This window comes from Paraburkholderia sp. 40, from assembly GCF_050434105.1.
Lineage (GTDB): Bacteria > Pseudomonadota > Gammaproteobacteria > Burkholderiales > Burkholderiaceae > Paraburkholderia > Paraburkholderia tuberum.
On record NZ_JBNPVY010000003.1, the window covers coordinates 709,669 to 735,147 of the forward strand.

Genomic DNA, 25,479 nt, shown 5'->3' on the forward strand with positions numbered 1-25,479 from the left:
TTGCAAACGACAATGCCGCGTCTGCCATTCGCAGTGCGGCGCATTCGAAAACACTTCAACAGGTAATCATGGACATGAGGTTCACTCGTCGGCGACTCTCCGTGGCAACTGCCACGGCGCTTGGTCTGGCTATCACGCTGGGGCGTACGGCGAAGACAACGCTAGTTCGAACGTCGGAATGACCTCGGCGCCGAGCGCCCAGCATGGAGAACGGACGGCTACCCCGATCAAGCATCTCGTGGTGATTTTTGGCGAGAACGTTTCGTTCGATCACTACTTTGGAACCTATCCGAATGCGCTTAACCGGCCCGGGGAGCCGACTTTCACCGCATTGCCCAATACACCGCGGATCAACGGACTACTGGACGGCTTGCTGAAGTCCAACCCGAACTCGACGAACCCTGCCAATGGCGACGACGCAGCGGATCCATTCCGTCTCGATCGCTCCCAGGCGCTGACGGCGTCGCAAGATCACGCGTACAAACCCAGGCAATTAGCGTGGAAACGTCATGGCGGGTACGCAAAGATATGGCCCGACTCCCGCCTGTAGTGCGGCCGCTATCAGACGGAACTGAGCGATGCCATGCACGGCGCGAGCCCCAACTCAACCTTTTCCTTATCCTTGGACATCAGATGAAACACCTCGAACCGCCCGCCTCTCCTCCCGTGAATGAAGACGCCGACGCTGCGCAGGCGCCCCAACGCCCCGGCCGCCGCCACTTCCTCGGCGGTGTCGCTGCGGTGGCGATGGGAGGAGGACTGGGCGCCTGTGCGCTGGCGCCTTCTCGCGAAGCTGCCGTGACGGATGTCGCAGCGGGACCGCAGTTTGATCGTGCGCTGCGGTCCAAGGTCAAGACAGTCGTGGTGATCTACGCCGAAAATCGCAGCTTCAATAATCTGTTCGGCGATTTCCCTGGCGTTGAGCGCCCGCTCTCCGGCGTGAAGCCGGAAGATTACCTGCAGCGTGACCGCGATGGCTCGAGCGCATTGCCGCAACTGCCACCGGTGCCCGGCGGCTGGCTGTTAAAAGACCAGACCGTGGACGGCGTTACGTACAAAGCCGGCCTGCAATATCAGACCAATCTGCCGAACGCGCCATTCGCACTTAAAGGCCCGCAGGGCGAGAATCTGCCGTTGTCGCTCGTCACACATGATCTGTGGCATGTGTTCTATCAGAACCAGATGCAGATCAACGGCGGCAAGAACGATATGTTCGTCGCATGGGCGGACTCGGCTGGCTTCACGATGGGTCACTATGCGAATACCAGCTACGACCTGCGGATGTGGGACCTCGCCGGCGAATTCGTGCTGTGCGACAACTTCTTCCAGGGTGCGTTCGGTGGCTCGTTCCTGAACCACCAGTATCTCATTGCGGCGACGCCGCCGGTGTATCCCAATGCCGCGCAGAGCATCGCGAAGTTCCAGATTGCGGAGACTCTCAGCGGACGCCCCGACGATCCCAATCTGAAACCGCTCGCCACGTCGCCGAAAAGCGCGTTGGATGGCATCCCCAAGTTCGGCCCGAGTGCGCTGACGCCGCCGGAAACGTTACCGGGCGGCCGGACCGTCAGCTATGCCGTCAATACGATGATGCCGCCGTTCGCGCCCACGCCCTACAAAGTCGGCGCAAACGGCGTGGTCGACTTCACGCAGGATAGCAACACGATGGCCGTGCCGCCGCAGACGCACGAGAACATCGGCGACAAGCTCAACAAGCGCGGCATCGACTGGGCTTGGTACGCGGGCGCGTTTCAGCAGACGCTGGACATGCACGGCAAGAACACCAACGACGGCACGCCACTGGTTCCGAACTTCCAGTATCACCACCAGCCGTTCAACTACTTCGCGAATCTCGGACCGGGCACGGCCGCACGTGCGAAACATCTGCGCGACGGCGGACTCGGTGATGATGAAAGCACCAACCGCTTCCTTGCCGATGCTCGCGCGGGCCGGCTCCCGGCCGTCACGTTTTACAAGCCGCAGGGCAACCTGAACATGCACGCGGGCTATGCGGACGTCGCGTCAGGCGACCGCCATATCGTGCACGCTGTGAAAGCGCTGCGTGCAAGCCCTCAATGGGAAAACATGCTGGTGGTCGTCACTGTCGACGAGAACGGCGGATGGTGGGATCACGTCGCTCCGCCCAAAGGCGACCGCTGGGGGCCGGGCACACGCGTGCCGACGCTGGTGATCTCGCCATTCGCAAAGAAGGGATATGTCGATCACACGGTATATGACACGGCATCGATCTTGCGCCTGATTACGCGTGTGTTCGACCTCGAAACGCTCGACGGCATACGCACGCGCGACGGCGCGATGGAGGCGCGCGGCCAGCTCGTCATGGGCGACCTGACCAATGCGTTGGACCTGTCAGCGTAATGTGACCGTACGTCGCCGGAAATGCCTGCAAACGCGAGAAGCAGCTGTTGAAGTTCGCTGATTCCGCTAATGACGTCCGTGAGCGTGCTAATCGTGTTCATTAATTCTGCTAGCGCGGCTGGGAGAGTCAGCCGCCGCTGCTGCCCGCCGTTCCGGATGAGATTGCGCATATCCCTGCGAACACTTCAGGATGAGTGCTTCGATTAGCCAGTCAGAGCAACTGCTGTAGCAACTGCAATACATTGGGCCACTGTTCTCATTCGCCTCTTCCCCTGCAGCGGATCTCCGGCGTCACACGCCTCGAAGCGACGTCGATTGTTCGCCCGGGTCGGCTGATTCACGTGCGAGTTGCATTAGCAGAATTAACGGACAAGCTGAACGCGCTAGCAGAATTAATGGATATCCTGCCGCACGGCCGTTGTCAAAACGCAACGTCGAAAAAGCGAGACAAGGAACATCACGACGCCGACGAACGGATGCAGGACGCGCGTCCACTGGCCACCCCCGAAGAGCGCGGTGAGCCAGAACATCGACGGATGAAACAGCGCGAGCCCGGACAACGCGAGCAGCACGAAACTGATCGTGGTGATTCAGTGGTTCGTGCGCTCGTTAGCGGAATAACGCAGGATCCGGTTCGCGTCTGCCGTATTCTGGTCAGCTTTCATCGGAACTCTCCTTCGAGCGGTGCGCTTCGTCACGGGCGGCCGTTTCATCTTCTTCCGTGACTTCGTTCGGGCCGACGCGCGTGTAATGGAAGAACCCGGCAAGCGCCGCCAGCGCCATCGCACCCAATGCAAACGGCTTCGCCGCGCCCTTCCAGATGCCGACCAACGGACTGATGTGCGGATCGTCCGGCAGGCCGTGATACAGCGACGGCTGGTCGGCGTGATGCAGCACGTACATCACATGCGTGCCGCCGACGCCGGGCGGATCGTACAATCCGGCATGCTCGAAGCCGCGTTCCTTCAGGTCCTCGATGCGTTCCGCCGCGTGCTGCTTCATGTCTTCCTTGGTGCCGAACACGATCGCACCGGTCGGGCATGTCTTCACGCACGCCGGCTCCTGGCCCACCGCGACACGATCGGAACACAGCGTGCATTTATACACACGATGATCCCGCTTCGAAATGCGCGGAATGTTGAACGGACAGCCGGTGATGCAATAGCCACAGCCAATACAGTTTTCCTGATGGAAATCGACGATGCCGTTCGTGTACTGGACGATCGCACCCGGCGAAGGACACGCCTTCAGGCAGCCGGGATCGTCGCAATGCATGCAGCCGTCCTTGCGGATCAGCCATTCGAGGTTGCCATCCGGGTTTTCATATTCGGCGAAGCGCATCACCGTCCACGAGTGCTCCGTCAGGTCGGGCGGGTTGTCATAGACGCCGACGTTCGTGCCGATTTCGTCGCGCAGGTCGTTCCACTCCATGCATGCCGTCTGACATGCCTTGCAGCCGATGCACTTCGTGACGTCGATCAGCTTCGCGACGCTGCCCGTAGCCGGCTCGCGCACTGTCGGCGGCTGCACCGTGGTGGCCGACACGCGCCTGATATCGAGCGATTGCAGTGCCACCGTGTTCTCCTTTCGCGTATTCAGGCTTTCTCGACTTTCACGAGGAAAGACTTGAATTCCGGCGTCTGCGTATTGCCGTCGCCAACCACTGGCGTGAGCGTATTGATCAGATAGCCCGGCTTCGCGAGTCCCTTGAAGCCCCAATGCAACGGAATGCCGACGGTCTGCACCTTCTTCCCGTCAATCATCAGAGGTTTGATGCGTTTGGTGACCACGGCAACCGCAACGATGTGTCCGCGATTAGACGACACCTTCACGCGGTCGCCCGCCACCACACCGACCTCCTTCGCGAGATCCTCGCCGATCTCGACGAACTGCTCCGGCTGGATGATCGCGTTCAGCCGTACGTGCTTGGTCCAGTAGTGAAAATGCTCGGTGAGCCGATAGCTCGTCGCCGTGTGCGGGAAGTCCGCCGCCTTGCCGAACGCCGCGCGATCGTTCGGGAACACACGGGCGGCCGGGTTGCTCGTCGCCTGGGCATTTTGCGGATGCAGCGGGTTGTAGCCGAGCGGCGTCTCGAACGGCTCGTAGTGCTCAGGGAACGGACCTTCGGCCATGGCGTCACGCGCAAAAAAACGCGCGACGCCTTCCGGGTTCATGATGAACGGCCCCATGCCGGTTTCGGGCGGCTCGTCCGCCTTGTAGTCCGGCACGTCGGCGCCGCTCCACGTCTTGCCGTTCCAGGCGATCAGCTTGCGCGTCGGATCGAACGGCTTGCCGTTGACGTCGCACGATGCGCGGTTGTACAGGATGCGCCGGTTCGCCGGCCACGCCCACGCCCAGCCAAGCGTCTGGCCGATGCCCGTCGGGTCTGCATTGTCCCGTCGCGCCATCTGGTTGCCAGCCTGCGTCCATGCTCCGCAGAAGATCCAGCAGCCGCTCGCCGTGCTGCCGTCGTCCTTCAGTTGCGCGAAGCCAGCGAGCTGCTCGCCCCTCTTCACGAGCACCTTGGTCGCGTCCCTCGGGTCCGTCAGGTCTGCCAAAGCCTTGCCGCTGAATTCCATCGCCATTTCTTCCGGCGTCGGTGCCGACGGAGTCGCATAGGGCCAACTGAGATTGACCACCGGGTCCGGGAATTTGCCGCCCTGATCCTTGTACAGCCTGCGGATCCGCACAAACAGGCTCCCCATGATCTCCAGATCCGTCTTCGCCTCGCCCGGCGGCTCGGCACCCCGCCAGTGCCATTGCAGCACGCGCCCGGAGTTGACGAGCGAGCCGTTCTCTTCGGCAAAGCAGCTTGTCGGCAGCCGGAACACTTCGGTCTGGATCTTCGACGCATCAACGTCGTTGAACTCGCCATGGTTCCTCCAGAACTCCGACGTCTCGGTCGCGAGCGGGTCCATGATGACGAGCCACTTCAGCTTCGAAAACGCGACGGTCATCTTCGCCTTGTTCGGCGCAGCGGCAAGCGGGTTGAAGCCCTGAGCGATGTAGCCGTTCATCTTGCCCTGAGACATCAGTTCGAACACCTGCAACATGTCGTACGGCTTGTCGAGCTTGGGCAGATAGTCGAAACCCCAGTTGTTCCCAGCGGTCGCCGCATCGCCCCACCACGCTTTCATCAGACTGACGAAGAAGCCCCGATAGTTTTTCCAGTAGCTCAACTGGTTCGGCCGCAACGGCTGCGCTGCGCGCTTTGCGATGTAGGCGTAGTAATCCTGCTCGGCTTGCGACGGCAGCGTCATGTAGCCCGGCAGCAGGTTCGACAGCAGGCCGAGATCGGTCAGCCCCTGGATGTTCGAGTGGCCGCGCAACGCGTTCATGCCGCCGCCCGCAATGCCGATATTACCCAGCAGCAGTTGTACCATCGCGCCCGTGCGGATCATCTGCGAACCGACCGAGTGCTGGGTCCAGCCAAGCGCATACATGATGGTAGCGGCGCGCGTCGGCGACGCGGTCGAGGCGAGCATTCCGCACACCTTCAGGAACTTGTCCTTAGGTGTACCGCAGGTCTTCTCGACCATCTCCGGCGTGTAGCGCGAGTAGTGCTGCTTCAGCAGGTTGTAGACGCAACGAGGGTGTTGCAGCGTCGTGTCGACCTTCACGAAGCCGTCGTCGCCCAACTCGTAGTCCCACGTCGATTTGTCCGGATAGCCGTGCTTCCCGGCGTCGTAGCCGGAAAAGATGCCGTCGTTGAACGCGAAATCCTCGCGCACGATGAACGGCAGGTCCGTGTAGTTCTTCACATACTCGTGCTGGATCTTGTCGTTCGTCAGCAGGTAATTGATGATCCCGCCGAGGAACACGATGTCGGTGCCGGTGCGAATCGGCGCGTAGTAGTCAGCGACAGATGCTGTACGCGTAAAGCGCGGATCGACCACGATCAGGCGCGCCTTGCGGTGTGCCTTCGCTTCGGTGACCCATTTGAAACCGCATGGGTGCGCCTCGGCAGAATTGCCGCCCATCGCCAGAATGACGTCCGCGTTCTTGATGTCGACCCAATGGTTCGTCATCGCTCCACGGCCAAACGTCGGGGCAAGACCTGCCACCGTCGGGCCGTGTCAGACACGCGCCTGGTTGTCGAATGCAAGCATCCCCAGACTGCGGGCCACCTTGTGCGTCAGGTATCCTGATTCGTTGCTGCTTGCTGATGCGGCCAGCATGCCCGTCGTGAGCCACCGGTTGACCTTCTTGCCATCGTCCGTCGTTTCGACGAAGTTGGCATCGCGGTCTTCCTTCATCAGCCTGGCGATGCGGTTGAACGCGTCATCCCACGAGATGCGCTGCCACCGGTCGGAACCAGGCGCACGGTATTCCGGGTGCTGGAGACGGCTTGGACTGTGAATGAAATCGATCAGGCTCGCGCCCTTCGGACACAGCGTGCCACGATTGACCGGGTGGTCGGGGTCACCTTCGATATGGATGATGCTGGCTTTGGCGTTCTTCGCGCCATCGCCAAGGCTGTACATCAGGACCCCGCAACCGACTGAACAATACGGACACGTATTACGGGTTTCAGTGGTACGCGCCAGCTTGTACTGCCGCACCTCCGCGAGCGCTGGTTCCGGCGAGAAGCCCATCAGGGCGATACTCGATCCGGCCAGCGATGTGGCGGTGAGTTTCAGGAACTGGCGCCTCGTCAAGTTGACCATGGTAGCGGCCCTCGAACGTGGACATTGCACCAATTACCAGTATAGATAGCGACTTTATAAATTTCCGTCGGGGCGGCAGCGGATAAACCCTCACGTGGCACGGCGGACGCGACGGCGACGGAGAAGCGTTCGCTCGATGAGGATGCCGAAGCGGTTCGCCAGTGCGTGGACAACAGCACGGCCGCGTGACTCGAGCCGGTCTGTACGGCGATGCCCGTGGCGGTCATCCCGTGGTTGTCGTGCAGCGCCGGATCTGCGCCGCACGCAAGCCATCTGGCAGTTCGCGTGAGGCTGAGCAAGCGCGAATGTCACCTTCGTCGCGATCGGCAAGGCGATGCACGCACGCTCATTGCCGATAAGGTCCCATTGGGTCGGCGGGCCGACCACGAGGCCATGCTACTTCGGCGCCCATTCGCCGGCCGAGTGCTATCTGAAACAGCATTCTCATGGGCCAGCAGAGATCAGATCCCGTTCAACGGGTGGTAATCGCTACCTACGAAGCTAAAATTGTTAGTAGGACCATTGAAATGGGCAGACTGCAGGCGCGTCGCATCAGGCGCGCGGAGTTCGGCCTCAAATCGCAATGAGCACGAAGGCACGTTTTCCGGTCCAACTGCGGCGCGCGCGTCGCAGTTGGCGCAAGTTTGCGCTTGAAGTGACGGCACTCGCCATGGGAGCGGTATCGACGCTCTCCCGCGCGATCGTCTGGAACGGCACGCCCGCCAGTACAAGAGCTGACGTGCCTGAGCTACCGCGCCGGCCGGTCCCACCGCCTCGCGAGCGGGGCACCTGTCGTGCATTTGCACTCGCCGTAGCGATGCACGTAGTGCTGGCAGCGTTCCTGTTCTCCGGCGCACACTGGCAGAAAAACACACCGGCCGGCACGACGGTAGTCGTGGCTGACCGGTCAACGTTGGCTCCATCGTCGTTGCCTGTGCCTTCCGTGACGGAGGAGCCCATGCGATCCACGGCCCGCAACGAAAATGCTCATATCAATGTCGCGTCGCGGCCGGAAATGCACCGGTATCGGCAAACGGTGCGTCAGGCCCAACCGGCCAAACGGCCACAACAAGCGCCTGCTGTCCGAACCCTGGTGGCGAAGGCTGGAGAAAAAGCCGCGCAGAAGGCAGACAGTTCGGCCGATAGACAACACGAGGAACGCCTCGCCGCATTGCTGGCATTGGCAGCGGACGTATCGTCGGGTAACGACCTGAAGCCTGACACCGTCGCAACGGCGTCGCCGGGTTACGCGGACCGGGTCAGACGGCGGGTGCGCCCGAACGTCGTGGCGCCGACTAACATCAATGGAAACCTGTCGTCGGTCATTGCCGTGAGATGCGCACCCGATGGGTCGCTTTTGAGCGCCACAATGCAGCGTTCGAGCGGCAACCTCGAATGGGACATCGCCGCGTTGAGCGCGGTGGAGAAATCCAACCCGATGCCGCGGGATGTTAACGGCAGCACACCGTCGAGCTTTCTGATCACATTTCGGCCGAAAGGCTGATTCCGATTCGCCAGGTCACGGTTGAACGGCTTGTGGGCGTCGTTCAGGGCGATACACCGGCCGCAGCTATGGGCGACCCTGTTTCTGAGCTTTTTCTTAAACGGGTCGTGTTCCGTGATTTCTGTAGGGAATACGGTGGTAGGAAACACCCAGCTCGACAAGGCTTTGCGGGCGGCCCCTATAAAAATATCCCGTCCGATCAGGCACTGTCGGTCTGGTCTTTTCCCTAGTTGCGACACACCTGCAGCAGGCTTGGGCGGCCATCGGTATGCGTCAGGAAGCGCGGTGCACACCGTTGAGCGCGCTAAAAAAAACGGCCCGCAGCGAGCGGGCCTCATCCGAGGCGGGGTGGAGACAACTGCAGACTTATGTCCGGCCAGCCGGCCTTCACCCCGTTTTGCGGTCGCGTGTCGAAAACACGGACCACATATATAGGATAGCCAATACGCCGGCGCGCGGCGGATTTTTCGACCAGGATGCAGATCCGTCAAGCATCGGCACCCAGCCGCGGGCGACTGACATGGCGAGCAGTGTCGGATCCGCCAGCCGCTCGCCGAACGCCTCGGCACGCGCGAGATATCAGCCTAACGACGGTGATGCTTTGTGGCCGAAGACGTCCTGGATCCGGGCGCCGATGCGCTGCAGTGCGGCGCGGTCCACTGACGCGGCGCCGTCATCGACCGCGAGCGCCCACTGAAGCGGGTCATCCGCATGCAGATCATTGGATGCCGCATAGGAAACCCACACCACTTTGACACGCCTCCAAGCCTGAGACTCCTGATTGTGCCCGCAGCTTCTTCGTGATGATGGGCATGCCAGGATTTCTCCGGGACATCGCCGGGGCCGAGCCGCGGACCTGCGGAGATCAGGCAGCACCTTGTCTGAGTTCTCGTTCAACAGCGCTGCGTCGATTTCGATCAAACCCGCAACCAGTTCTAAATTAATAAGCCAATGACGAAATTGGCAGGTGAAAGCCCATGTACAGCTCGTTGCGTCGTTGCATGCCCGTCTCCACCGTGATTTTCCAGGAATCGTCGCGCGCGGACTAAGTGTTCCTGGTAAAACTATTTGGATTTCGGTAACCTGGATTTTTCCCTGGTACCGAGGTGTCGATGAAATGCCGTGTGAAGCTTGTGAAGGCTGAAGAGATCACATTGCAGGAGATGGCGATCAATCACCGGTTCAAGAACACGCGCAGACGCGCCACTGGTCTTTTGATGCTCGCTCGCGGGGATAAGCCAAAGGTCGTCTGTGAAGCCCTCGGCGTGAGCGACCAGGCTGTCTACAACTGGGCTCACGCGTGGCGTATTGGAGGCGTTTGCGCGCTCATGACGGCGGGAGACGTTGCCGAAGTAATGCGAAAGCAGGCAACTGGATCGAACATCCACTGCGGCACTTCCAGCAAACGCGCCGTCTCGAACGGCTCCAGCGCGCAACGCAAAACCGTCTCTGCATTCTTCCTCTCGACCGTCCTGAAAATCCACACCGTGCGCCCGCACCACGGGTGCCAGCGGTAGAGAACTTCCTTTGATTCGCTAATATGGGTGTTGTGTTGTCGGCTTGTACAACCAGAAAAGGCCGCATTCAAGTCTCTCAGACCAGACTCCGGATGAAGCCTACTTCGCGATGCTGCCCGCGATTCCAACGGCAGCGTGACACCCAGCGTTCCACTTAAAAATCGAAAAGACTGTCCGAACGAACGGGGCCACCTCTGTCGGCGAGTTGCGCCCTCCCGCCGCCCGTCCCTCACGGATACGCGGTGCGACCGTGCTCACTGCTCGCAAATGGAATCCCCGAACAGATCCAGGGTTGTGGCACGCTGCTGCGCCGGCAGTGCGCCGCTGCGGACCTGGGCCACCACTGCCTGCGGCAGCCACGCGTCTTCCATCGCGCCGATGCCCTTCTCGATCAACTGCTTGAGAAAAAACGACTGGCTGCGCCCGGTGACCTCCGCCAGCAGTCTCAAGCGCTGTTCGATTGCCGCCTCGACGCGTACCGCGATGACGTGCGAGCTGTTCCCTGACTTCCTTCTCAACCTCGGCTCCTGATTCCATCTGTGCGCAACGGACCGGCGCATTCGCGCGCTGTTTTACCACAACCGGACCGAGCGGCGGCGGGTCGCGCAGATCGCTGCCCGGACTCGCATTGCGTCGACGGGGACATTGCGATCCACGACCGGTCTGATCCCATCGCCGGGCGAAGCAGGAAGAGTTGCCGACGCTATATCGATAGCGGACACGCCCCATCCCTCACAAGGTTGCCCGCACACCAATCCATAACGATGCCTTTGCGAAAAACGCATCACATAACCGGTCTATTTAGATAAGTTGACTTCTCCGAAGACCGTGAATGGAACACCGAAATAGAGTTACGCCTGGCACCGCACCCCAAAGCGACCCACCCAGAAACGACTTCCGCTGACTACGACATGCATGATGGCGTGAAGACGATCAAGCTCCGCGCCTGCCTGGTGGGATACTTCTTGCGCCATTGGCACGTGGATTATTCCCTAGACGCGTCGGGCAACCCGCGCGCCCAACAGCTTTATCTCGCTAACCGAAGCGAAGTGCTGGACGCCGGCGCCCCAGCATGGGCATTACAGCCTTAAGGCTGAAGCGCGTCCCGGAAGTTGGACAGTCTGTTGAGCCGAGGCGTGACCTTTTGAGCCGCGTGGATTTCTTGGACAGGATCGAGTGTTAGTCTTCGACGCTTTTCATGCCTTCCGCCGCAGGCCGAAGGCCGTGTAGCCGTGTCTCATTGTAGTCCCGCCGCCAGGCCTCGAACTCGCGTTTCGCTTCGGCCAGAGATTCCAACGAGTGCAGGTTCAGGCATTCATCCGGCGATGAACCGTTAAACGTCTCGATGCAGCACTTATCCGTCCGCTTAGCCGGGCGGCCGAAGTCGATCCGTACCTTGTAGTGATACGCCCACATGCCCAGCAGACGACCAGAGAAGTCGCTGCCGTTATCGGCAAACAGGAAACGAGCACTGTGTCAGTGAATGTGAGATCTCACGTGGTCTGCTGCCCCTTACTGGCCCCAGAGGTCGTTCAGTCCGCGTCCGTCGAATAGATTGGGACAGAATCTCCGCTACCAGCTCCATGGTTCCCAGTACCTGATTTGTCAACATTGACGAGCCGTGAGCGAATTTATTCCGCAAGTCTGGAAGGCTCTTTTTCAATGTCTGCACCATTTCCCAACTCTGGTCTGCTGAGGTCGGGTTAATCGGCTCGTCCTTATCGATCAAAATAGTTTCGAGTTGTTGATTGATCATGGTTTGGAGGCTCTCCATTTCTCAGCCGCCCTCAGACGCTCATCCGCGAGCGCAGCGCTACCACGCAGCCTCTCCAGTTCACCCGAGAAATCCGCCCTCGCCTGCACCAGCGTCCGATCTCTCGCGCCGATTTCACCCTGCTGTCGCGCGATTCCAGCCTCGAGCGCGCGTCGCGCCGCTTCCGCCGCAGCCCGCTCTTGCTCCAGTTCCTGGATGGGCACCTGCGCGGCGAGCAAGGCCGCGGTGCGCTGTTCGAGCGCCGTTTCGGTTCGCGCGAGTTCCTCGTGCCGTGACGTCACTTCGCTGCGCGCGTTCGCCTTCTCCGCCTCAGCATCAGCCCGCAGTGCGTCGAGTGCCTCGTGCGCTGACGTGGTGGACTTCGTCCGCAGCGCCGCGATCAGTTCTCCGGCAGCCGCCTGCAACTCCGCCGGCAAATCGGGATGTGCCATCCGCACCCTGCTCTTCTCACGCAATGCAACCCAAAACTCGCCGAGCCTCTGAGCCGGCGTACTCATGCTGCCGCGCTTCACCAACTGATTGCGATTAGCCGTCGGCGTAATGCCGACGCGGAAGAACAGAGCGTGGGCGCAGGCCTCGCGATACGGCTCGCGGGTCTTGGGAAATTAGACCTTCAGGCGATCGACTTCGGCAGCAAGGCCGGTCGCTAACAATGCTTTCTAAGGATTGTTTTTCGCGACGTAATTGCTTCGATTTTCTCAACATGCGTCGCCCAGACAGCATCACGTCCACCGCTTTTTCATCGGGACTTTCTGTAGTTCAAAGTGCTACAGAAACGTGTCCGCCGAGATATCCAAGCACTCGCTGATGTGGCGCAGTAAAGCGAGGAGGAGCAGCGGTCAAGCGGGTAACGTTCGGTGCGAGCACTACCTCACCGGAGCGCTTGATGCATCTCGCCGATCATGTGAAGCCAATCAGCTACCTCAAAAGCGAAGCGGCGCAAATCGTCAAGGACCTGACTGATTCGGGAGAGCCGCTCATCATCACGCAGAACGGTGAAGCGAAGCTCGTCGTCCAGGATGTGCGAAGCTACGAATCGACGCAGCAGACCCTCGCGCTCCTGAAAATCCTGGCTATCGGCCAGAAACACATCGAGCGCGGGGATCACGTCGATGGCGACGAGTTCTTTGCGGAGCTCAACGACCTCGATCGTCAGGAAAAGCTCCGCTGATGGCGGCACCGCTGCTGAAATTCCGCATCCTCCCGATGGCGCGGATCGGCATCGACGAACTCAGAAGCTATGTTGTCCGCACATTCGGATGGGAAACGTGGCGTCAGACATCGACGCAACTGCAGGAGACGATCACGCACATTCGCCAGTTCCCCGCTAGCGGTCATGCGCCTTGCGAGCTTGAGGGCTTCTTCGAGGACGGTTTCCGGCAAGGCCTTTCCGGCAAGAACCGGATCATTTATCAGGTCCGCGACGAGACCGTTTTCGTTCTTCTCGTGGTCGACGCTCGACGCGACCTGCCCTCCCTCCTCCAGAGAATCGTGCTTCGGCTGATGTAACGCGTCAGGACGGCCGCCTTGCGTTTCACACGCATTACATGCGCGCGCTGCGCGCCCGACTCAGGAAGCCTCCGGACCCGTGCGAAACCCGAAAATGTCCAGCACATGCAGCGCGCGTGCAACGGGTATGTTAATCAGCATTCTCTCCGGCTAAGGGCCTTCCCTCGACAATCGAACGCGGGAAACACTAATTGTGAGATACGGATTACTCATTCAACCATGACCGCACCCCGGCTCGCGCTTTTCTTGTATCTGATCGCTCAATGGCGAACTCCGACGCAGATAAAAAGCGCCGACCGGTTTGCACTCGAACTACCGGGGCGCAACGCGAATCCTGTCGCGTCGAGCCCCCGATATCCCCTGCAATGCCTCCGCGCGTTGCCGTGTTTACTGTGGTGCGTCACCTTCGCGATGCACCGGCTGCGTCTGCTTCAGGCTCTTCGCGAGGCGCGAGGCCTGCAGATAGCCGGGATTCGCGGGCCGCTTCAGATAACGCCCGGCTCCGCGCCGCGCGCGCAGGTCGCCGTCCGCCCACACGAGTTCGCCTTGTGAGACGGTGTGTGTCGGCACGCCGCGAACCGTCATCCCTTCGAACACGTTGAAGTCCACGTTCTGATGATGCGTCTTGACCGATATCGCGCGCGTGGCCTCGGGATCCCAGACGACGAGATCGGCGTCGGCACCCACGGCCACCGTGCCCTTGCGCGGGTACAGGTTGAAGATTTGCGCCGCATTGGTGGAAGTGACGCGCACAAATTCGTTCGGCGTGAGCCGGCCGGTGTTCACACCTTGATCCCACAACACCGCCATGCGATCTTCCACGCCGCCGCAACCATTCGGAATTCTCGTGAAATCATGGCGGCCCATCGCTTTCTGCGAAGCGCAGAACACGCAGTGGTCGGTTGCGGTGGTGTGCAGCAGGCCGCCCTGAAGCCCGCGCCAGAGCGCGTCGCGATGCTCCTGGGTACGGAACGGCGGACTCATCACGTGGGCGGCGGCGCGCGTCCAGTCCGGGTCGCGATAGACCGATTCATCGATCACGAGATGCCCCGCGAGCACTTCGCCGAATACGCGCTGCCCTTCGCCGCGTGCGCGCGCGATCGCCTCGAGCGCGTCTTTCGCCGAGACATGCACGATGTACACCGGCACTCCGAGCACCTGCGCGATGCGGATGGCGCGATTCGCTGCCTCGCCTTCGACTTCGGGTGGCCGTGAAAGCGGATGCGCCTCGGGCCCCGTGAAACCGCGCGCAAGCAACTGGCGTTGCAACTGGAATACGAGCTCGCCGTTTTCCGCATGCACGGTAGGCAGCGCGCCCAGTTCGAGTGAGCGCGCAAAGCTGTTCACGAGAATCTCGTCGTCGGCCATGATGGCGTTCTTGTAGGCCATGAAGTGCTTGAAGCTCGATACGCCATGCTCGTTCACGAGGAGCCCCATGTCCCGATACACGCTTTCATCCCACCACGTCACCGCCACGTGAAAGCCATAGTCAGAAGCGGCTTTCTCTGCCCAGCCGCGCCACTCGCGAAAGGCGTCCATCAGCGGTTGCTTCGGGTTGGGGATGACGAAGTCGATGATCGATGTCGTGCCGCCCGCAAGCCCCGCCGCCGTGCCCGTGTAGAAGTCGTCGCTGGCGGTCGTGCCCATGAAGGGCAGCTCCATATGCGTGTGCGGATCGATGCCGCCAGGCATCACATATTGGCCACCGGCGTCGACCACGGTCGCGCCCGCAGGCGCGTCGAGGTTCTCGCCAACGCTCTGGATCACGCCGTTTTCGCAGAGCACGTCCGCACGCCAGCTCTTGTCTGCATTGACGACGGTGCCGCCTCGAATCAGGATCGCCATGATGCCAAGTCTCCTTCAGTTGAACATTCACGCTTGAAACGCTCACGCGCTCGCAACACGTGGGCGCCGGCTCTTGCCGAGCTTCATCATCACGCCATAGACGAGCGCCGCAATGGCGAGCCCCACGAACCACGCATAGGTGTAAATGCTTTTGAACGCATCGGGCACGGTGGCAAACGCATTCGGGAACGCGACGCTGAGAAAGCCCGGCAGGTTCGGCAGCACGCCTGCGATCAGCGCGATCACGGCAGCCGGATTCCAGCCGTTCGAGTAGGCGTATTCGCCGTTTTCCTCGAACAGCTGGGCCGTGTCGAGGCGTGTGCTGCGAACGAGAAAGTAGTCGACCATCAGGATGCCGGCCACAGGCCCAAGCAGCGCCGAATAACCGACGAGCCACGTGAAGATGTAGCCCTGGGTGGTGGCAAGGATCTTCCACGGCATCATCACGATGGCGATACCCGCGGTGATGAGACCGCCCGTCTTGTACGAGATGCCCTTGGGCCAGAGGCTCGAGAAGTCGTAAGCTGGCCCGACGAGATTCGCGGCGAGATTGCAGCACATCGTGTCCAGTGTGAGGATGATGAGCGCGATGCCCACACCGACGCCCTCCATGCGACTCGTGAGGTCGATCGGGTCCCAGATCGCCCTTCCGTAAATCACAACCGTTGCCGAGGTCACGACCACGGAGACCACCGAGAGCAACGCCATCGGAATGGGCAGGCCGATGGCCTGGCCCACGAACTGGTCTTTTTGCGTTTTTGCGAAACGCGTGAAGTCGGGAATGTTGAGCGCGAGCGTGGCCCAGAAGCCCACCATGGCCGTGAGGCTCGGCCAGAACGTCGCCCAGAAGAGGCCCGCCTTCTTGCCGCCGGCGGCGAACTGTGACGGTTGCGACAGCATCGAGCCCACGCCGCCTGCCTTCGAACATGCCCACCACACGAGCACTGCGCACATCACCACCTTGATGGGCGCGGACCAGCTTTCGAGCCAGCGGATCGAATCGGTGCCGTGCAGGATGAAGTACAGCTGGAACACCCAGAAGACGAGGAAGCAGCTAGCCTGTCCGATCGAAATGCCGAGCCACGGCAGTGCGTCGCCCACCAGCGCGTTGTGCGTGAGGATGTTGACGAGCGTATAGATGGCGCTGCCGCCAAGCCATGATTGAATGCCGTACCAGCCGCACGCCACGACGGCGCGCAGCATGGCTGGCAGCTTCGCGCCCTGGGTGCCGAACGACGCTCGCACGAGCACCGCATAAGGAATGCCGTACTTCGTACCCGCATGACCGATCAGCAGCATCGGCATGAGCACGATCAGATTGCCGAGCAGCACGGTTAGCACGGCCTGCCATGGCGCCATGCCCTGCTCGGTGAGGCCGGCGGCGAGCATATAGGAGGCGATGTTCATCACCATGCCTACCCATAGTGCCGCGAAGTGATACCAGCGCCATGTGCGCTGCGCAACGCCGGTGGGCGCGAGGTCATCGTTGTATAGCTCGCTTTCGGCGCGGCGCGCATTGGCGTCGACTGCAAAGGGCTGGCTCATGACGTGGGTTCTCCGTGCTTGTCGTGGGTCCGGCTCGATCCGGCTTCGAAATGTCAGGCGGCTTTCGGGTCGGCGACACGCGCCGGGTTGTTCGGGTGCGTGGTCCAGTTCTCGTAGCGCTCGCCCGAATCGACGCGCTCCATCGTGATGCATTGATCGACCGGGCAAACATGCATGCATAGATTGCACCCGACGCAGTTCGCATCGACCACCTCGAAGTGGCGCTTGCCGTCGCGCGTGGCGTTGATCGCCTGATGCGAGGTGTCTTCGCAGGCGATATGGCAGAGCCCGCACTGGATGCAGCGGTCCTGATCGATACGCGCCTTGATGTCGTAGTTGAGGTTCAGGTATTGCCAGTCGGTGACGTTCGGCACGGCGCGGCCGCGAATGGCGTCGAGGCTCGCGTACCCTTGGTCGTCCATCCAGTTGGAAAGGCCGTCGATCATGTCGCTGACGATCCGGAAACCGTAGTGCATCGCCGCGGTGCATACTTGCACGCTGCCCGCTCCCAGCACGATGAATTCCGCGGCGTCGCGCCAGTCGGAAATGCCCCCGATGCCAGAGATGGGCAAGCCTTGCGTTTGCGGGTCGCGCGCAATCTCCGCGACCATGTGCAGTGCAATGGGCTTCGCGGCAGGACCGCAATAGCCGCCATGCGTGCCCTTGCCGTCCACGGTGGGCAGCGGCGCCATGACGTCGAGATCGACACCGACGATCGAGTTGATGGTATTGATGAGCGAGACGCCGTCCGCACCACCCTTCATCGCCGCGCGCGCGCCGTGACGAATGTCGGTGACGTTCGGCGTGAGTTTCACGAGGCAAGGCAGCCGCGTGCCTTCCTTCACCCAGCGGGTGACCATTTCGATGTACTCGGGCACCTGACCCACCGCCGCGCCCATGCCGCGCTCGCTCATGCCGTGCGGACAGCCGAAGTTCAGCTCCACGGCGTCCGCGCCAGTGTCTTCCACCTGAGGCAGAATCCACTTCCAGTCGTGCTCGTTGCAAGGGACCATCAGCGAGACGATGAGCGCCCGGTCGGGCCAGTCCCGCTTCACCTGCGCGATTTCCTTTAGGTTCACGTCGAGCGGCCGGTCGGTGATGAGCTCGATGTTGTTCAGACCCGCCATGCGCTGGCCGCGCCAGGCGGTGGCGCCATAGCGCGAGCTTACGTTCACCACGTGCGGGTCGAGCCCGAGCGTCTTCCAGACCACGCCGCCCCAACCCGCCTCGAAGGCGCGATTGACGTTGTAGGCCTTGTCGGTGGGCGGCGCGGAAGCGAGCCAGAACGGGTTGGGCGATTGAATGCCGGCAATCGTGCAGCGCAAGTCGGCCATGATGCGACTCCTTCGTTTTATCTGGATTCGGTGTAGCTATCACGCGGCTCGGGCGGCCCTGGCGGACTGATTCGCAAGGAAGCGGTCGATCGCATGCGCAGCGAGCTTGCCGTCCTGCACGGCCTGGACGGTCAGATCGGTTGCGCCGTGGCCGGCACAGTCGCCGCCAGCGAAAACCCCCGCGAGCGAGGTGGCGCCGTTTGCATCCACTGCGACGCGCCGGCCGTTGCCGGTGAGTTGCAGTCCGTCGAGACCTGCGGGTAAGAGCGTCTGGCCGATTGCCTTCAGCACCATATCGGCCTCCACGCGCACGATCTCCCCAGTGCCGCGCAATGTGCCGCTCATATCGAGCCCGGTGCGCTCGAATTCCACGGCCCGCACCTGCGTGTCGCCGACGATTCGCAGCGGCTTCATCCACTCGGCCAGCGTCACACCCTGGCTACGCGCGAATTCCAGTTCGGCCCAGGTGGCGCTCATCTGCGCCGCGCCGCGACGATAGGCGAGCGTCACTTGCTCCGCGCCCAGCTTGCGGCTTTGCACGGCGGCGTCGATTGCCGTATTGCCGCCTCCGAGCACCACCACCTTGCGACCGACGGGCACGCTGGCCAGATCGTCGGCCTCGCGCACGCGCGCGATGAAATCCACGGCATCCAGCACGCCGTCGAGCAGTTCGCCTTCGATGGAGAGCGTATGCGTGCCGCCAAGGCCCACGCCGATGAACACCGCGTCATACGCCGCGCGTAACTCCGCAAGCGTCACGTCATGCCCCAGTCGCTGGCCCTGGCGCAGTTCTATCCCGCCAACGGAAAGAAGCCACCGCACTTCGCGCTGCGCGTAGTCGTCGACGGTCTTGTACGCCGCTATGCCGAACTCGTTCAGGCCGCCCGGATATTCGCGCGCGTCGAAGACGCTCACGCGATGCCCGGCAAGCGCGAGCGTGTGCGCGCAGGCGAGACCCGCGGGACCCGCGCCGACCACGGCAACATGACGGCCTGTCTCGCTGGCGCGCTTGAAGAGCGCAGGGGCACCGGCGGCTTCGCGGGCCATCTGGAAGTCGGTGGCATGACGTTGCAGCGCGCCGATCTGAACGGGCTCGCCATCCTGATGATTTCTCACGCAAGCGCCTTCGCAGAGAATCTCGGTCGGGCACACGCGTGCGCACATGCCGCCCAGCGGGTTCGCGCTGAGGATATCGCGCGCCGCGCCCTTGAGATTGCCGTTGCCGATCTTGCGGATGAAACCGGGAATGTCGATGCCCGTGGGGCACGCGTTCACGCAAGGCGCGTCGTAACAGTAATGACAGCGGTCGGCGGCGATCACGGCCGCATTCGCGGAAAGCGGCGGCGCGACATCGGCGAAATTGCAGCCCAGTTGCTCGGCACTGAGACGGCCGGGCGCGATGCCGTTGGCGGCATTCGAGGTGGTCTGGGACATCCGGATGCTCCTTGCGAGGCAAAACACCGGTCCGCCGGCCGTGTGCGTGAAGTGCGCGGCCGGTACGTGGGGAATCGTTGGAAAGACGGCGCGGCGCTGAGACCGCTTGCGTTCGATCGAAATTGGGTCAGCCGGGCTCGCTCGCGCGTTCGAGCATGGCGTGCAGCAACACGTTCGCGCCGGCTTGGATCCATTCGATCGTCGCGTCCTCGACTTCGTTGTGGCTAATGCCGTCGATGCACGGTACGAACACCATCGAGGTCGGCGCGACCGTCGCGAGATAGCACGCGTCGTGACCTGCGCCCGAAACGATGTCGCGATTCGAATAGCCGAAGCGCTCGGCCGCCGCGCGCACGGACTTCACGCACGCCTCGTCGAACGGCACCGGCGCGTAGTAGAAAATCTGCTCGACGTCGGCTTCGAGCTTGCCCTGTTCCGCGATCTTCGCGATGCCTTCGCGCAGCTCGGCGTTCATCTGCGCCAGCACCTCGTCCTGCGGATGGCGAAAATCGATGGTGAAGAACACGCGGCCCGGAATCACGTTGCGCGAATTCGGATGCACCTGCATCATGCCGACCGTCGCGCACGCGAGCGGCGCATGACGCAGGCCGATTTCGTTGACGAGCTGCACGACGCGCGAGGCGCCCAGCAGCGCGTCGCGGCGGCGCGGCATGGGCGTAGGCCCCGCGTGCGCCTCCTGGCCCGTGAGCACGACTTCGTACCAGCGCTGACCTTGCGCGTCGGTGACCACGCCGATCGTCCTGTTTTCGGCCTCGAGTATTGGCCCCTGTTCGATGTGCAGTTCGAACGCCGCGTGAATCTTGCGGCCGCCGCACGGCAACGCGCCCGCGTAGCCGATGCGCTGCAATTCCTCGCCGATGGTCTTGCCCTCGACGTCCTTGCGCGACAGTCCGTACTCGAGCGCAAACACACCCGCAAATACGCCCGAGGCGACCATCGCCGGCGCGAAGCGCGAGCCTTCTTCGTTGGTCCAGATCACCGTTTCAACAGGGCGCTCGGTTTCGATACCGTAATCGTTGAGCGAGCGAATCACTTCGAGGCCGCCGAGCACCCCATAGATACCGTCGAAGCGCCCACCGGTTGGCTGCGAGTCGGCGTGCGAGCCGGTCATCACGGGCGGCAGGTCGTTGTTGCGCCCCGCGCGGCGCATAAACACGTTGCCCATCTGATCGACACTGATCGTGCAGCGCGCCTCTTTCGCCCATTGCACGATGAGATCGCGGCCCTGCTTGTCGAGGTCGGTCAGCGCAAGACGGCACACGCCGCCTTTGGGCGTGGCGCCAATCCTGGCCATCTCCATCAGGCTGTCCCACAATCGCTGACCGTTCACGTGGATCGCGGTCGTCAGCGCGGCTTCGCTTACTGCGTTCATGCGTGTTCTCCTGTCCGTGCTTGTCAAACGTGCATGCATGCCACCGTGTTGGGGCACGAAGGATCACGACGGTGCACGTCTCGATGGCACTGCGCGGCCCCTGAAACCCAGCCCTTCGAATCCTGTCCGATTGGACAGGTTTTAGACGAGAAACTTCGCGAATTCAATGCGGAGTTACGAGCGAGAAGCGTGCCATTGATGCTGCAGCGCGTGAAAAAACCAGGCGTCCGTGCTGCGCGTTTCTCCGGATGTCGGTGAATTCGCAGCGCACTTGCATCGTGGCTACAATGATTCCCGCATGCGCGCGCCGCCGCGCTCCTTTTCTCTTCCGAATGGACCGAACATGCGCGACGACGAACCCACCACGCGAGCCGCGCCCCTCGCGACGCGCGGCACCGCGCAGGCGCAACGAGCCGCCGACACATCGCACAAGCCACAGCGGCGCAAAGCCTCCATTCGTGCGTCGAATGAATCCCATCTACTCGCCTGTGCCGAAGCCGTGTTCGCCGAACGCGGATTCGAAGGCGCGAGCACGGCGCTGATCGCCGAGCGCGCGGGTTTACCGAAGGCGAATCTGCACTATTACTTCCCGACCAAGCTGGCGCTGTACTGGCGTGTACTCGACGATGTGTTCGAGGAATGGAACGCCGCCGCCAACCTGTTCGATGCAAGCGACGATCCGGTCGAGGCGATTGGCGGCTACGTGCGCGCCAAGATGGCCCTGTCACGGCGCCGCCCACTTGGATCGAAGGTGTGGGCCAACGAAATAATCAGCGGGGCGCTGCACATGCAAGAGATCCTGCTCGAACGCGTGAAGCCGTGGATGGACACACGCGTGAAGCTGATCGAGCGATGGATAGCCAAAGGGTTGCTCGCGCCCGTCGACCCTCGGACGCTCCTCTTCATGATCTGGGCGACCACGCAGCACTACGCCGATTTCGAGGCTCAAATATGCGCGCTCTCGGGCAAACGCGCGCTCTCGACGAAGCGCTTCGAGGCTACGACGGAAGAAGTGGTGAGCATGATCCTGCGGGCGAGCGGAGCGCGATCGCCGGTCCGATGAATCGTTTAGGGAGTTTCCCTGATGACGTCATTTTCTCGTTGCCGCGGTCGCTGTTTTGCGCGTTAATGTAAGCGCTAACACGCCCAACAAGCAGCAAACACACCCCCATTCACACATGTCATCGTCAAAAATGCTCGAAAATGTAAGCGCTACCATTCAATCTGCGGACCAGCATTCCTGGGACCGGATCGTCGTGGTCGGCAGTGCGAACATGGATCTCGTTGTCCACGCAGAGCGACTTCCGGCGCGCGGCGAAACCTTGCTCGGTGGCGCGTTCGCTACATTCGCCGGCGGCAAGGGCGCCAATCAGGCGGTGGCGGCGGCGCGTCTCGGCGCATCGGTGGCAATGCTCGGCTGTGTCGGCCGCGACGAATTCGGCGCGCAGCTTCGCGACGGCCTTCAGCACGAACACATCGACACCGCGCACTTGCACACGGTCGATGGCACGTCGAGCGGCATCGCCGCCATCACCGTGGCCGCGGACGGTGCGAATACGATCGTCGTTTCGCCCGGCGCCAACGCCGCGCTCACGCCCGATCACCTGGACGCCGCGGCTGCCGGCATCGCTGCCGCCGGCATGCTCATTTGCCAGCTCGAAGTGCCGCTCGATACCGTGCGGCACGCGATTGCGCTCGCGGCAAAGTTCGGCACCCCAGTGCTGCTGAATCCCGCCCCGGCGCAGGCCCTTCCAGACGCACTTTACGAACAGACCAGCTTTCTCATCCTCAATGAATCGGAAGCGGCGTTGCTGGCGCAGGTTCCCGTCGATAGTCCCGCTTCTGCGCGCGAGGCGGCGACGCGTTTGCGCGCGAAAGGCGTGGAGACGGTGATCGTCACGCTCGGCGCGCAGGGCGTCTGGTATGCGACGACCGGAGAGGAAGGCCATCTGCCCGCGCTGCGCGTCGATGCGATCGACACCACGGCAGCCGGCGACACCTTCGTGGGAGGCTTCGCAGCCGAGCGCGTGCGCGGCGCGAGCATCCGCGGCGCGATCGACTTCGCTCAGCGAGCTGCGGCGCTCAGCGTCACGCGTGAAGGCGCGCAGGCATCCATCCCGACACAGTTCGAAGTGCGGGCGCAACCCACGTTCGCGGCGGCGGTTTCATAGACCCGGCTGCGCGACGTCGCAGTCCATTATTCATAAGACGACACGGAGACGACAGCATGAACCCAACCCCCGCGCCCGAACAGGCACCATCCCGCGTGCGCCGCGCCCAGATCGTGGCGCTTGCGCTGCTGATGGTGAGCGGCATCGTGAACTATCTCGACCGGGGGACGCTCGCGGTCGCCAATCCACTGATCCGCAAGGATCTCGGTCTGTCGCTCGGCGAAATGGGGCTGCTGCTATCGGCGTTCTCCTGGAGTTATGCACTGTTTCAATTGCCGGTCGGCGGCCTCGTCGACCGCATCGGCCCGCGCAGGCTGCTGGGTTGCGGCCTGATCCTGTGGTCGCTCGCGCAGGCGGCGGGCGGCATCGTGTCCACCTTCGGCTGGTTCGTCATCGCGCGCATCGTGCTCGGGATCGGCGAGTCGCCGCAGTTTCCGTCCGCGGCGCGCGTCGTGAGCAACTGGTTTCCGCTGCGCGCGCGAGGCAAGCCGACCGGCATCTTCAATTCAGCGTCGCCGCTCGGAACCGCGCTCGCACCGCTGTGCCTGTCGGTCCTGGTCGTCGAATTTCACTGGCGTTGGGCCTTCATTATTACGGGCGCGCTCGGCCTCGTGGTGGCGGTGATCTGGCTGGCGGTTTATCGCGACCCGAATCCGGCGACGCTGACGCCGGAAGAAAGGCGCTATCTGAAGGGCGACGCCGCCGAGACGAAGCCCGCCGAAAGCCTGAGCTTCGCGGACTGGCGCGCCCTCTTCTCGAACCTGACGACGTGGGGCATGCTGATCGGCTTCTTCGGCTCGGTGTATCTGAACTGGGTCTATCTGACCTGGCTGCCCGGCTATCTGACGATGCAGCGCCACATGACGCTGATCCACACGGGCATCGCGGCCTCGGTGCCGTTCTTCTGCGGCTTTCTCGGCGCGCTCTGCGCGGGATGGTTCTCCGACCTCATCACGAAGAAGAGCGCCTCGCCGGTGGCGAGCAGACGTAACGCGGTCGTCATCGCGATGCTCGGGATGGTCGCGTTTACCGTGCCCGCCGCGCTCGTCGAAAGCAATACGATCGCGATCGTCTGCATCTCCGTGGTGATTTTTCTCGCCAACGCGGCGTCCGCCTGCTCATGGGCGCTCGCGACGGCCGCTGCGCCCGCCAACCGCGTCGGCTCGCTTGGCGCGATCCAGAACTTCGGCGGCTTTCTGGGCGGCGCGCTCGCGCCCATTCTCACGGGCTACATCGCGCAGGCGTGGTCCTTCGTGCCGGCTCTGCTGACGGCTGCCGCGATTGCCTTCGTCGGCGCCATGAGCTATCTGTTTCTGGTGCGCAAACCGATCGAAAGCGAACCGGAACCGGGCAGCCCGGCACGGGCACCCGCTTGATGAACTGCCCGTTCAACCCTGCTAAGGACGACACCGACATGACCCTCCCTACTTCTTCGACGCGCCCGTCGCAATCGATCGAAGGCATCGTGCCCGTGATGCTGACGCCTTTCGACGACGACGGCGCCGTCGACTATGCCGGGCTCGAACGGCTGATCGAGTGGTATCTCGCGCACGGCTCGGACGCGCTGTTCGCCGTGGCGCAGTCGAGCGAGATGCAATTTCTCAGCCTCGCGGAGCGCGCGGCACTTGGCCGCTTCGTGGTCGAGCGCGTGGGCGGCCGCGTGCCGGTGGTGGTCTCGGGCCATATCAGCGATGAACCCGACGCGCAGGCTGAAGAGCTGAACGCCGCCGCGGCGACCGGCGCGGACGGGATCGTGCTGGTGACGAACCGGCTCGATCCAGCCCGCGACGGCACGCAAGCGTTCTCAACGAACTTGCGCCGCCTGATGAGCCGCTTGCCTTCCGACATACCGCTCGGGCTATACGAATGCCCGGCTCCCTACCGGCGCCTGCTATCCGACGACGAGCTCAAGATGTGCATCGACACCGGCCGCTTCGTGATGTTGAAGGACGTGAGTTGCGATCTCGACACGGTGAAGCGCCGCGTTGCCCTGGCGAAGGGTTCGCCCATGAAGATCCTTAACGCGAATGCGGCGATTGCCTGGGATGCGATGAAAGCCGGATCCGCGGGATTCAACGGCGTGTTCACGAACTTCCATCCGGACCTGTACAACTGGCTGCGCAATCACGCCGACGAGAACCCGGCGCTCGCCCGCGAGCTCTCGATCTTTCTCGTGGTCGCGGCGGTATCCGAGGCACTCGGCTATCCGGCGCTCGCGAAGATGTACCACCAGCGCATCGGCACGTTCCGGTCCATTCGCTGCCGCGCGATCGACTACGACGTGCGCGAACGCTTCTGGGCGCTCGACGCGGTGCTCGACAAGATCGTCGAAGGTACCGGGCATTTCCGCTCGCGCATCGCAGCGCGGGCCTGACGGATGCGCCGTTGTGTCGCGCCGCGAGTAAGA

18 protein-coding genes and 4 pseudogenes are annotated in these 25,479 nt (G+C 62.4%); 10 read left to right on the forward strand and 12 right to left on the reverse strand.

Annotated features, from left to right (window positions below; translation table 11 throughout):
• Positions 1 to 181: 181 nt before the first annotated feature.
• Positions 182 to 535, forward strand: a pseudogene (locus OKW28_RS18705) (alkaline phosphatase family protein); the annotation flags it as partial.
• Positions 536 to 633: 98 nt separating this feature from the next.
• Entirely contained in the window at positions 634 to 2,379 is a 1,746-nt protein-coding gene (acpA, locus tag OKW28_RS18710; RefSeq protein ID WP_429447925.1) for an acid phosphatase, read from the forward strand.
• Positions 2,380 to 2,828: 449 nt separating this feature from the next.
• Here the strand turns inward: acpA and OKW28_RS18715 are convergent.
• From OKW28_RS18715 to fdnG, 3 genes and pseudogenes are all read right to left on the reverse strand, one after another.
• Positions 2,829 to 2,969, reverse strand: a pseudogene (locus OKW28_RS18715) (formate dehydrogenase cytochrome b556 subunit); the annotation flags it as partial.
• A 64-nt stretch (positions 2,970 to 3,033) separates the two neighbouring features.
• A complete protein-coding gene (gene fdxH / locus OKW28_RS18720; protein ID WP_429447927.1) occupies positions 3,034 to 3,954 on the reverse strand; it encodes a formate dehydrogenase subunit beta in 921 nt (306 codons plus the stop codon).
• Between the two features lie 20 nt (positions 3,955 to 3,974).
• Positions 3,975 to 7,046 carry a formate dehydrogenase-N subunit alpha gene (fdnG, locus tag OKW28_RS18725; protein ID WP_429447929.1) on the reverse strand — a complete coding sequence of 1,024 codons (3,072 nt, stop codon included), beginning with the start codon at positions 7,044 to 7,046 and terminating at the stop codon, positions 3,975 to 3,977.
• A 583-nt stretch (positions 7,047 to 7,629) separates the two neighbouring features.
• On the opposite strand from fdnG, the gene tolA reads away from it, so the two are divergent.
• On the forward strand, positions 7,630 to 8,550 hold the full coding sequence (gene tolA / locus OKW28_RS18730; RefSeq protein WP_429447931.1) for a cell envelope integrity protein TolA: 921 nt from the start codon (positions 7,630 to 7,632) through the stop codon (positions 8,548 to 8,550).
• A 579-nt stretch (positions 8,551 to 9,129) separates the two neighbouring features.
• Here the strand turns inward: tolA and OKW28_RS18735 are convergent.
• On the reverse strand, positions 9,130 to 9,297 hold the full coding sequence (locus OKW28_RS18735; protein WP_429447933.1) for a hypothetical protein: 168 nt from the start codon (positions 9,295 to 9,297) through the stop codon (positions 9,130 to 9,132).
• 377 nt (positions 9,298 to 9,674) lie between these two features.
• On the opposite strand from OKW28_RS18735, the gene OKW28_RS18740 reads away from it, so the two are divergent.
• Positions 9,675 to 10,067 carry a helix-turn-helix domain-containing protein gene (locus OKW28_RS18740; RefSeq protein WP_429447935.1) on the forward strand — a complete coding sequence of 131 codons (393 nt, stop codon included), beginning with the start codon at positions 9,675 to 9,677 and terminating at the stop codon, positions 10,065 to 10,067.
• Positions 10,068 to 10,321: 254 nt separating this feature from the next.
• Here the strand turns inward: OKW28_RS18740 and OKW28_RS18745 are convergent, their stop codons facing one another.
• The 3 genes and pseudogenes from OKW28_RS18745 to OKW28_RS18755 form a co-directional block, all read right to left on the reverse strand.
• The gene (locus tag OKW28_RS18745; protein WP_429447937.1) at positions 10,322 to 10,516 is read right to left on the reverse strand and encodes a hypothetical protein; all 195 of its coding nucleotides are present in this window, start codon (positions 10,514 to 10,516) and stop codon (positions 10,322 to 10,324) included.
• 730 nt (positions 10,517 to 11,246) lie between these two features.
• Positions 11,247 to 11,534: pseudogene (locus OKW28_RS18750) on the reverse strand (integrase core domain-containing protein); the annotation flags it as partial.
• Positions 11,535 to 11,840: 306 nt separating this feature from the next.
• Positions 11,841 to 12,494, reverse strand: a pseudogene (locus OKW28_RS18755) (DNA-binding protein); the annotation flags it as partial.
• A 233-nt stretch (positions 12,495 to 12,727) separates the two neighbouring features.
• Between OKW28_RS18755 and OKW28_RS18760 the strand changes: the two are divergent.
• Entirely contained in the window at positions 12,728 to 13,012 is a 285-nt protein-coding gene (locus tag OKW28_RS18760) for a type II toxin-antitoxin system Phd/YefM family antitoxin (RefSeq protein WP_429447939.1), read from the forward strand.
• Positions 13,012 to 13,350 (forward strand): type II toxin-antitoxin system RelE/ParE family toxin, encoded by a 339-nt coding sequence (locus tag OKW28_RS18765; protein ID WP_429447941.1) that lies wholly within the window; start codon positions 13,012 to 13,014, stop codon positions 13,348 to 13,350. The genes OKW28_RS18760 and OKW28_RS18765 overlap by 1 nt, the downstream gene beginning before the upstream one ends.
• A gap of 387 nt (positions 13,351 to 13,737) precedes the next feature.
• On the opposite strand, the gene hydA is transcribed toward OKW28_RS18765, so the two are convergent.
• The 5 genes from hydA to OKW28_RS18790 all read right to left on the reverse strand — a co-directional run bounded on the left by hydA (position 13,738) and on the right by OKW28_RS18790 (position 20,901).
• Positions 13,738 to 15,195 carry a dihydropyrimidinase gene (gene hydA, locus OKW28_RS18770; protein ID WP_090811231.1) on the reverse strand — a complete coding sequence of 486 codons (1,458 nt, stop codon included), beginning with the start codon at positions 15,193 to 15,195 and terminating at the stop codon, positions 13,738 to 13,740.
• A 42-nt stretch (positions 15,196 to 15,237) separates the two neighbouring features.
• Positions 15,238 to 16,740 (reverse strand): NCS1 family nucleobase:cation symporter-1, encoded by a 1,503-nt coding sequence (locus OKW28_RS18775; RefSeq protein ID WP_429447943.1) that lies wholly within the window; start codon positions 16,738 to 16,740, stop codon positions 15,238 to 15,240.
• Positions 16,741 to 16,793: 53 nt separating this feature from the next.
• Positions 16,794 to 18,074 (reverse strand): NAD-dependent dihydropyrimidine dehydrogenase subunit PreA, encoded by a 1,281-nt coding sequence (preA, locus tag OKW28_RS18780; protein WP_429447945.1) that lies wholly within the window; start codon positions 18,072 to 18,074, stop codon positions 16,794 to 16,796.
• Between the two features lie 39 nt (positions 18,075 to 18,113).
• Positions 18,114 to 19,508: an NAD(P)-dependent oxidoreductase gene (locus tag OKW28_RS18785; protein ID WP_429447947.1), complete on the reverse strand. Its 1,395-nt coding sequence runs from the start codon at positions 19,506 to 19,508 to the stop codon at positions 18,114 to 18,116.
• 127 nt (positions 19,509 to 19,635) lie between these two features.
• On the reverse strand, positions 19,636 to 20,901 hold the full coding sequence (locus OKW28_RS18790) for a Zn-dependent hydrolase (RefSeq protein ID WP_429447949.1): 1,266 nt from the start codon (positions 20,899 to 20,901) through the stop codon (positions 19,636 to 19,638).
• 343 nt (positions 20,902 to 21,244) lie between these two features.
• Here OKW28_RS18790 and OKW28_RS18795 point away from each other — a divergent pair, with 343 nt between their 5' ends.
• From OKW28_RS18795 to OKW28_RS18810, 4 genes are all read left to right on the forward strand, one after another.
• Positions 21,245 to 21,964 (forward strand): TetR/AcrR family transcriptional regulator, encoded by a 720-nt coding sequence (locus tag OKW28_RS18795; protein WP_429447951.1) that lies wholly within the window; start codon positions 21,245 to 21,247, stop codon positions 21,962 to 21,964.
• A 193-nt stretch (positions 21,965 to 22,157) separates the two neighbouring features.
• Positions 22,158 to 23,072 (forward strand): ribokinase, encoded by a 915-nt coding sequence (gene rbsK / locus OKW28_RS18800; protein WP_429447953.1) that lies wholly within the window; start codon positions 22,158 to 22,160, stop codon positions 23,070 to 23,072.
• 56 nt (positions 23,073 to 23,128) lie between these two features.
• Positions 23,129 to 24,448 carry an MFS transporter gene (locus OKW28_RS18805; protein ID WP_429447955.1) on the forward strand — a complete coding sequence of 440 codons (1,320 nt, stop codon included), beginning with the start codon at positions 23,129 to 23,131 and terminating at the stop codon, positions 24,446 to 24,448.
• 38 nt (positions 24,449 to 24,486) lie between these two features.
• Positions 24,487 to 25,446: a dihydrodipicolinate synthase family protein gene (locus tag OKW28_RS18810; protein WP_429447957.1), complete on the forward strand. Its 960-nt coding sequence runs from the start codon at positions 24,487 to 24,489 to the stop codon at positions 25,444 to 25,446.
• Positions 25,447 to 25,479 lie beyond the last annotated feature (33 nt).